Annotated in this window: 6 protein-coding genes and 1 pseudogene; 1 reads left to right on the top strand and 6 read right to left on the bottom strand. The window is 39.4% G+C overall.

Translation table 11 applies throughout. From position 1 onward, the window contains the following. Positions 1 to 450 precede the first annotated feature (450 nt). The 3 genes and pseudogenes from BKE30_RS13870 to BKE30_RS13855 all read right to left on the bottom strand — a co-directional run bounded on the left by BKE30_RS13870 (position 451) and on the right by BKE30_RS13855 (position 4397). Complete coding sequence (locus BKE30_RS13870; protein WP_143253764.1) at positions 451 to 1605, bottom strand: hypothetical protein; 1155 nt, start codon at positions 1603 to 1605, stop codon at positions 451 to 453. 32 nt (positions 1606 to 1637) lie between these two features. Continuing rightward, positions 1638 to 2753 (bottom strand): tyrosine-type recombinase/integrase, encoded by a 1116-nt coding sequence (locus BKE30_RS13865; RefSeq protein ID WP_076879175.1) that lies wholly within the window; start codon positions 2751 to 2753, stop codon positions 1638 to 1640. Positions 2754 to 3169: 416 nt separating this feature from the next. Next, a pseudogene (locus tag BKE30_RS13855) lies at positions 3170 to 4397 on the bottom strand (IS3 family transposase). Positions 4398 to 4455: 58 nt separating this feature from the next. Here BKE30_RS13855 and BKE30_RS13845 point away from each other — a divergent pair. After that, positions 4456 to 4737, top strand: a complete 282-nt coding sequence (locus BKE30_RS13845) for a DUF2726 domain-containing protein (RefSeq protein WP_076879172.1) — start codon at positions 4456 to 4458, stop codon at positions 4735 to 4737. Between the two features lie 9 nt (positions 4738 to 4746). Here BKE30_RS13845 and BKE30_RS13840 read toward each other — a convergent pair whose 3' ends face one another. The 3 genes from BKE30_RS13840 to BKE30_RS13830 form a co-directional block, all read right to left on the bottom strand. Next, positions 4747 to 4941 carry a hypothetical protein gene (locus BKE30_RS13840; RefSeq protein ID WP_076879171.1) on the bottom strand — a complete coding sequence of 65 codons (195 nt, stop codon included), beginning with the start codon at positions 4939 to 4941 and terminating at the stop codon, positions 4747 to 4749. Between the two features lie 166 nt (positions 4942 to 5107). Next, positions 5108 to 5809: a hypothetical protein gene (locus BKE30_RS13835; RefSeq protein WP_076879170.1), complete on the bottom strand. Its 702-nt coding sequence runs from the start codon at positions 5807 to 5809 to the stop codon at positions 5108 to 5110. Positions 5810 to 5850: 41 nt separating this feature from the next. Continuing rightward, positions 5851 to 7353 carry a DUF4116 domain-containing protein gene (locus BKE30_RS13830; protein WP_076879169.1) on the bottom strand — a complete coding sequence of 501 codons (1503 nt, stop codon included), beginning with the start codon at positions 7351 to 7353 and terminating at the stop codon, positions 5851 to 5853. Between the last annotated feature and the right edge of the window lie 3 nt (positions 7354 to 7356).

The following is a 7356-nucleotide window of genomic DNA, read 5'->3' as shown; positions in this document are numbered from 1 at the left end:
GTTTTAAAAGCTATTTAACTCAAAAATTTAATCATTAACCTTTAAAAAATAAGGATATTTTTCTTATAAAAAAATTTATTTATAGTTTGGTAATTAACATTAATTTAGACAAATTTTGCAACTTAGTGACAAAAAATTTAATACAAAATTAAAAATACTATACCGATCTGTTTAGTTTATTTATACTTTTCTGCAAGAAACTATTTAATCAAAATTAATAGTCTGCATTAGAATAATTACCCTAAAATATTAAGCCAATATTAATTAATCTCTGGTTATTCGTTTATTGGAATTAGACTAAAGGCTAATTGCGCAGACCTATTAGGTCTGTCGCTATATTACAAATAGGTTAATTTTATGTATTGTAGAGTATGCAAATTGAGCAATATCTCACTGCGCATAATAACAGTTATGCGCAGTGAGTTGGATTTTGCAGTAGGCGGACACTCTTTAGGACTTTTTATTATTTTTAATGCTTATTTCTATGTCTTTATAGGTGAAAGTTTTCGCTTGAATGCCGTTAGAAAGCGCTCGCATTCCCAGCTCGGCAATTACTTCCTCGTCTGTATAGTTATCCAAGCTATTGATTAAAGCAAATGTGTTGGAGTCATGCATATCGTTCCAGTTCTTACCATGAAGTTGTTTTAGGATTTGGTAGATATTTTCCCAACAGTGTTTGAGTTCTTTTGTATTTAAACCAAAATCATCATCACGATAGAACCCATAAATATTATGTTGATTATGCAAATCATGATGTATAAAAAGGATACCGGCTATACAATCGTAAGCTGGGTTTCTCAATATCCCGCAAGACTGAAGTGTTCCACTAATACATTGATGGCCTTCAACTGATGGATGGTATTTTATTAGCATGCCTATCTCGCCGCATGCCATCGTCCATAATTCCCCAGTGGTAATGTATTTATGATGGTCAGTATAGTAAGGCATGATGACATCATTATTTTTCCCAAATAATGGTAAGTTACTCAGGTTAATGACCAAAAACGTAGGTTTATCAGCAAATTGCTTGGTTTTAATATTATTTTGTATCTTGTTGATTCCAATATGAATCATTTCCCTTAAGTCGTTGGTTTCCCATGGAGTTATATCAACTTCAGCCATAGCTACCCTTTTACCTGCCTTGAGCTGCTGATCCAGACTAATCTGTGCATTCATGGATCGTTCAAATAGCTCAGGAATATTAGTTATCGGTGACACGACCGAAAGTGTTTTAACCTCAAAATAGAACGGATTATTTTCTTGATCAAGACATTCAAAATCAGGGGTGTTTTTATGTTTGGTTTCAGGAATCTTTCTCAGCTTTATCCCTTTAGATAACGCAAGTGCATAAAAATAGGCCTCCCCAATATCCTGAATTAATTTAAGAATTGACTCTACATCTACTAAGGAGGCCGGCTTGTTTAGGGTACGATGCAAATCTTTAATATAGCTGCCTAATGTTGAATCTTGAGTAGATTCTTCAATCTGGATAATGTAATCCAGAAAGATTTTTTGGTTATCCAAATAAGGATTACCTCCTAGAGTATCTTTGATTTCATGCAATTTTTCTAAAAAAAATTGCTTTAAATTTTGTGTGTTCATCATGACCTCCAGTCGGCTTAGTCAATAATTGAAAATTAATTGCCTATTTTCTGCTGTTCTGAAAACTCCCCAAACATATCAGATTCATTGAGCAGCATCTCATCAACTACAGCCGCATAGATTGTTGTTGTGGTAATGCTCTTGTGCCCAAGGGTTTTTTGCGTGGATAACAGTGAAGCGCCAGCCAATAACCGGTGCGTTGCATGCGTATGCCGGAAAGTATGCGGTGTTATCTTCCTGATTTCGTCAGCGATAAAAGGATCATTACAGTCTGATGCGGCCTGTTCTACCATTTCGCTGATAGCATATTCAACCCCTCTGGGTGAGATAGGTGCTTTCTTCCGGTATGCCATGATTAATGGCGTATCTTCAGCCGGTGCAGGAAAATCCTGTAGGCCAAGATACTTTCTGTACGATACCAGTTCATCCATTAAAGAGTTGGTTGCGATCACGGTATGGAGCCGTTTTCCTTTCATGGGGAATGCGAGATGCCAAATCAGTTCACTGCCAATATTCTTCCGGTAAAAGCTATTCATACGGGCAGCAACAAGCGAAGATAACCGCATCCCAGTGTGATAAAGCACAGCACACATAAATCGGTTGCGCATCCATAAGGCCTTATCTTTTTCTGTGGCCGCTTCAGTTTTCTGTACCACCCATTTCCAGAAAGTATTCCATGCAGGTACAACCAGTGCTTTTTCAGCCATACTTTCCTGTTCTGACTTAATTCTGGCTGTGAGTGCAACAGGATTGCCCTTAAGATAGCCTGCATCATTGAGGTAACTAAAAAGCCCTTTGATCACAGTCCTTGCATGGTTCACTGAGGATTCGCTTAATGCAGCACTCATACATTGGGTCGAGGTAGTAATTTGCTGGTCATCTGGTATTAACCAGTGTGCAGGCGGATACTGTAAAATATTAAGATAGTTATCGATATCCTCGCCTTTGACCTGTTTAAGACCAATATTGATTGAATTGAGGTAAATTACAAATCGTCTTGCTTCTCGGGCATAACTATCAAAAGTATGTTTAGAGTTTTTAGTGCTTGCTCTTAGCCAGCTATTGATTGCAGCAATATCATTACTCGCATGCAACATGGATTCTGGGCTAAATTCCTCTAAATTAGCAATCTGCACTGAACCAATAACCATATACATCCCAGCCGTTTTTTTCGGTAGAAATAATAGCTTATTTTTCTACCAGTCAATGAATTCCGATACAATCAATATAATCAGTAATAACCAAAAGTGCTACTATAGCTAATTAAAAAGGAAATATAATTATCCTTTAATTTATTCACAATATACTTTTTCATTCAGGCTTGATCAGTGAGCATTTTTGGTTATATTGCGCTTATATCACTACTGGGCTGGCTCGTGCTACGCTTGTTTTTTGCATCACGAATTAAGGTGCAAAAGGCACCCGAGGAAATTGGTAACTTAAGCATAGTTAAAAAGGCATTTATGACCGAATGTGAAAAAATTTACTATGTAAAATTGAGCAAGCTGATGCCTAACCATTATTTTTTCCCACAGGTTAGTGTATTAGCCCCTATAAAAACGGACAATTAACTGGCTAATTTCATCGCCAGGAATTCACGAGGTGATTTCATGTTTAACCCGCTGTGCGGATGGCTGCAATTGTAATCCTCTATCCACCTGGGTAAAGCATTTATCACTGTAATGGCATCAGGCAGATCGTTTAAATAAACATAGTCACGCTTGAACGTCTTTACAAATGCTTCAGCCATGCCGTTACTCTGCGGGCTTCTCACCGGTGTGGTACAAATTTCAAAGCCCAGTGCGTGGGCAAATTGCCGGGTTGCCTTGGCAATATAACAGCTGCCGTTATCAGTGAGCCATTCAATCGGGTGAGGTAGATGGTCAACTAAGCCAAAGCGGTTTTCCATACTCGTCACCAATACATCACAGACTATGTCGCTACTAATGCCTGAGGTCGTGGCAAGATAACTGATGACCTCCCGATCGCAACAGTCCAGGCTAAAGATGACCCGTACTTTCTCACCGCTCCAGCATTTGATCTCAAAGCCATCTGATGAGAAGCACTGCTTCGCAAGGGCGTATTGGATACCGGTACAATGACCTGTCCTTCATGGGTTCTGTCATTGCATCGTGGCATGGCTTTAGTGAGCAATAACTGATTCTGCTTCATGATGCGGTAAATCCGTTTGGGATTTACCCGCACAGGATTAAGCCTGTGCTGCTTTAGATGACGGTTGAGATGTGCGGTTACCCGTCGGTAGCCATTACTCGGCCTGGTGTGGCAGATCTGCTCAATGATGGGCAGTAGCAACTGGTCATCAGCTTTACAGTAGCGGGTACGCGGCACTGGCGGTGGCTGCTTTAGGCGCTGATACAGATTAGACCTGGATACACCTAATGCATGGGCTATTTGTCCGATCGGGTACTGTCCGGCGGCGACAAGATAATGGGCGAGATGAACTTTTTTGCAGTGGCAATCTCCAGCGCATCTTTTAATATCTCAGCTTCGACAGTCTTACGCCCAAGCATTTGTTCAAGCTGTTTTACTTTTTTAAGTAAGGCCTGATATTCACTGGCACTGACAACCTGATCATTGGTTTGCACGGCAACAATGCCTCCTTCTTGCATGAGTTTCTTCCATTTAAACAGCAAACCTGGGGCAATACCATATTCCCGGGCAACTGCTGATACCGATGAGCCCGCTTGCATGCTCAAGGCAACAAACTGGGCTTTTTGCTCGGCAGTATAACGACGGCGACGCTGGTTGAATGTGATAACTTCGATATGACTCATAAGACACTCCTTAACCCTGGCTTTAGCGCTAGGGCTTAACTAAAGGTGTCCGTTTTAATTGGGGGCTATTACAGTTAGCTTTAACGCTTTTTTGACTGCGCGCGATATTGGGGTAAGGAATAGGTTTAATAAGTTTTCAGTAGATTTTGTGCTTACAGATAAGTCATTTAACGTCTTGGCCATTATTGAGGTTGATGATTCAAGTCATACCAGTAAACGGGTAAAGGAAGCTGATGCCAAGCGCGATGCTTTTGCTTCTGAAGCTGGCTATCCTACGATTCGGATTAATGATAAGCATAGTTTGCAGGAAATCAGGAAAAAGCTTAAGGCGGTCGCTTAACTTCTGCTATTAAATATTTTCAATAATATAATCACGTCCCAGCTGCATGCCGCCACTCCAAGATTCGGCCGTTAGTTTTGCTGACTCATATTCTTCAAATTGGCCATTTTCGATAGCTTCCTGTCTTGAGGCTGTGGTGGCCACACCATCCTCTCCAGCAGTGAAATACAAATTATCTGGGGTCAGTTTAACAATATAGGCCATGGCAGAAGTCCGGTAATTGCAATTAAGTTGGCCAGTTTACTGTACTAACTTGCACAACTGGTGCACAAGGTCTTTTATTTCTTAATAGAATTTTATTTTAGGTGATCATTAGGCATGCTTATAGAGTTCTATATCAGCATGCCAGATATTTTATAGGTTGAATCAGTTAAGCAAAAGTTTCCGTATGGTCATTAGTTGGCTGGTGGATTAAGCTAATCTCACCATCAGCCTGAATTTCCATGATTTGGCGGACTTTCGTAAAAATTTCATTTTTAAAAACATTTTCAAAACCCGAAAATGATTTGCTAAAAACTATAGATAATAAATAGGCCATGATAAATATGGTTATAAATAGCCACCAGACCATATATGCAAAAACTTGAAGCTGGTCAGGCGTCATCTTCAGCAGGGCATGAACACCAGATAAGAACTCGCTAGGTGCAAATGTGATACCCAGTAAAATTATCAAAACAAAAGAAGTGGTAAACGATGGAATTGCTGAGTTAAGAATTCTGAATATAGCTTTGGGTAAGGTAAGTAATTGCAAAAGGCATGTGGTTGAATCTAAAAAAACCGACTTTTCAATTTTGGCAAAGTCAGAAACCGAGATTATGCCTACTTCAACTTGATTGATAAAAACAGTTAAAAAAGTATTGTTAAGGTTTTGAATTTTATTATCTAAATCAGCTATTTTACGCTGAAATAGTTTTCTTGAGAAAAATAGCGAAATTAAAATCAATGGTATCATTATCAGCAATGAAGCCTTAAAAACTAAAGTCACCAATCCATTAATAATCATGCTGTAAGCTAAACACAATATCCAATGCGAAACTGGCATGCCATAAAATTGTTTACTGAAGTATTTCATTGGAAATCCCTAAAAATCTTTAATGTAGTAATTAACGAGTTTTAAGCTACGAACTGTTCTATCTCAGTTATTTTGCCAATATGTCTAAGCATCAATGGGTTGCTACTGACCAGCAGCCTTAGAAAATCTGGTGCATTCAATAAATCCAACGGAATCTTGTTAACAAGACTTGGATATTTCTCTATGGCCTTTAACGTCCTGTCCTGTGTCTTCATGTCGTGTGATAACACACTGTAAAAGATCATATCCTTGGCCAGCAAATGGTCTGCTGTTTCATCATCCTTGATATGCAGGTCAATAGAAGTTAACGATTCATAAGTTAAATAGTCAGTATTGACTGTGAGCATATTGGAAGTGTTAATGAGTGCAGGATTAAGCGCCAAGTAGATGTCTTGCCTATGTTTTTCAAGGAATGCTTGCACCGCAGGATGATGGACAATTCCTTGAAAACCATTTAATCGGCCAAGCAGCAGGTAGACCCGTTCATCATTTTCAGGCAAGCAATTAAGGATATTCAAAATTGTGGCAGTGCCTAACGCATTTACATCCACAAGTGACCAGTTAAGGTTATCCAGATAATCAGTACTGGCCATAAACTCCGGATCAAACACAATCACGTCCATGGGCTTAAATTCCGGATTAAGCTTATAAGCTAAAATTGAGATTTTTAGGTTATAGGCACTTGGAACAATATATGGAATGAAGTCAGGCCGGTTCCTGATCAATGAAATTAGCAGCTCTTCCCTATCCCAAAAATATGATCCCGAGATTTGTTGTAACTGGATGGGATCAATCTGAATTAGCTGATCAAGGTACTCGATGTTGTTGTCTTCAATTGAGCTTTTTTCATTAATCAAATAAACCAGTGTTTCAACTGGAAAGCGGTTTAAAGACTGGTTGATCCGGTGAGACGTTATAAACTTAGGATTTTTTCGGTCAACCATGCCAAGAATGAAATGTTGTCCTGCAAACACGACATTTAAAAGCTCATCATCAATAAACTCACTCGGAACGCCTTCAATCGCACGATTGTCAGCGGTCACTGCTTTTTTAATGAGTCGATAGGTCATGTATTTAGGTGCCACATACATGATGCAGGCAGGATTTTTTTCAATCGCCATTTCTACCATGAACTGGGATTGCTGCTGCTCATTTAAAAAACCTAGCGTTTCAGGTTTCTGGAGTACGCAATGTAGGCAATATTCTGAGAGCCGGAACTTATCCTTGACATAGCCGATGGCTAAAGGTTCTTGGGTTAGGGCGGTTCTAATTAAATCATTATCAAGCAATTCTTCTGGGATAAAGGCAAGGTTAAGCGGATTCCGCTGAAGTGCCTGCAATGCATTGTCCTTGTTCATGAAGTATTTGGGGAGCCGCTGGTAAAGTTCCGTCTTTTCCTCAATCAGCTGATTTACATTCAATATGTCACTGGGAAGCTTTAAGAACATGAAGGACGGCAGGTAAACTATATTTTGCTTATCGTGCGCTATAAGGGCTGTAAAAGCCGCTTCTAACGGATTTGGCGCGGGAGAAACTAAATTCATTTT

The sequence above is a fragment of the Alkanindiges hydrocarboniclasticus genome (assembly GCF_001982605.1).
GTDB classification, from domain to species: domain Bacteria; phylum Pseudomonadota; class Gammaproteobacteria; order Pseudomonadales; family Moraxellaceae; genus Alkanindiges; species Alkanindiges hydrocarboniclasticus.
This window is presented reverse-complemented; position numbering and strand designations above follow the sequence as displayed.